This window comes from Marinomonas algarum, from assembly GCF_020532605.1.
Lineage (GTDB): Bacteria > Pseudomonadota > Gammaproteobacteria > Pseudomonadales > Marinomonadaceae > Marinomonas > Marinomonas algarum.
The window spans coordinates 1-1,546 of record NZ_JAJATW010000063.1 but is presented as its reverse complement, the minus strand read 5'-3'; the positions used below and the strand labels follow the sequence as shown (position 1 = coordinate 1,546).

Genomic DNA, 1,546 nt, shown 5'->3' with positions numbered 1-1,546 from the left:
TTTGCGAGTCTTGCGGCGTTTGCTGGTAAATTCGGTATCGGCGAAGGAAAGCTGATTCATGTCATTCGGTCTTGAGGTAATGGTCAGATCGGCATTGTCTCATATTGGGGACTTAATCGCAGTTTCCCAAACTACGGACGTTGGCTGTTAAGGTTTTAGCGACAGCGGCTAGCCAATTGCGGACATTAGGCATTTGCAAATTCAAGAGAATATTTAGTGCTGCATAAGTCTTGTAGCTCCGAAGTTTTTTCTTTGACTTGCTTCTTAAGTTTTAGTGGTTGAATTAACATCGCATACAATGAAAAAGATAACAGTAATGAAATACATGATATGAGAAGAAAGCTGACGTTTCTGTTTGTCCCGAATGATTCACTAGGCTGCCTACTGATGCTTAAGGAAAAATTTCCGGCGGGTAACATAAGGTCAGCAGTCGCATAAAGATCACCAATTGGTAAGGCAGACGACGATAAAATGACTGTACCCTGGCTGGCAGTGCGTTGTCGTGTTAAAGAAAATTGATACCCTTCTTTTTCTAGCGCTTCTAATTGTGTTGCACCTAATAAGTTATCGAGATAAACAACTGCAGAAACAAACCCCCAGAAAGACTCTTCTTGAGCTCCTTTATTAAGAAATACTGGCACTCTACAGATCACAGCAACACCGCCTTGTATTAACTCAATCGGAGCAACAACAAACATTTTTTGATTCTTTACAGATAAGGATGCTTCTTCTATGTACTTAGGTGTAGAGAGAATATCTAGGCCAAGAATAGGCTCGTTACCCACAGGATAAACATCTGTAATGATGCCATCTGGAGCAAGTTGGAGGTGCTTAATATCACCAAGCGAGTTGACTAAAGCATTCGCATAGTCTTCAAACCAGTCTGTTTTACCGTTATTACGTTCTATTTCATAAGCAAGAACCTGTGTCGAATTAAAAGCCGACAAAAGGTGCCCTTCTAAAATAGCCGACTGCGTGCGAACTATGCTGCTGAGTAAAAGTTGCTGCTGACCAGTTATAGCCTGTTGTGTTGATTGCACCCAAGAAAATCCAAGAAAAAGCATACCAATAAAAGCAAGTGCAGAAATAATACCTGAATGCGATTTCTTCAATTCAACTCCAACCAAAATAAATCCCTTTTTATCAATGTGATAAGTTTTAAAAACGCCATATGATTGGAAATCCTTCCCTACTATGTAAGCGCCAATCCAACCCTACCTGCCCATGACGCCCTCAAACCGCTAACCTTATCGCTTCTTATTATTCAAGGAGCACGTCATGGCGACTTATCAAAAATACAACTGGCTCGAGCTGTTTGAGGCTTTTGAGCAATCCAAGCTTTCTCAAACCGCATTTTGCAAACAGCGCAACATCAATCCTAAATACTTCAATGTCAAATTAAAGCAACGTCAGCAAGTGATTGATAACCCTTCTTCTGCCTTCACTCGCTTGCAAGTCGTATCGTCAGAGCACTCAAGTCATGTTACCAATCAGGTGGTGATTGAGCATGGTCAGTGTAAAATTCACTGCCCAGATTCCATGGCCC

General features: G+C 41.4%; 2 protein-coding genes. One reads left to right on the top strand and one right to left on the bottom strand.

Annotation, left to right across the window (positions count from 1 at the left end; genetic code table 11):
- Positions 1–185 precede the first annotated feature (185 nt).
- Complete coding sequence (locus LG368_RS15275; RefSeq protein ID WP_226755546.1) at positions 186–1,127, bottom strand: CHASE domain-containing protein; 942 nt, start codon at positions 1,125–1,127, stop codon at positions 186–188.
- Positions 1,128–1,278: 151 nt separating this feature from the next.
- Between LG368_RS15275 and tnpA the strand changes: the two genes are divergently transcribed.
- On the top strand, positions 1,279–1,546 hold a 268-nt coding region (gene tnpA, locus LG368_RS15270), incomplete at its 3' end, for an IS66 family insertion sequence element accessory protein TnpA (protein WP_226755501.1).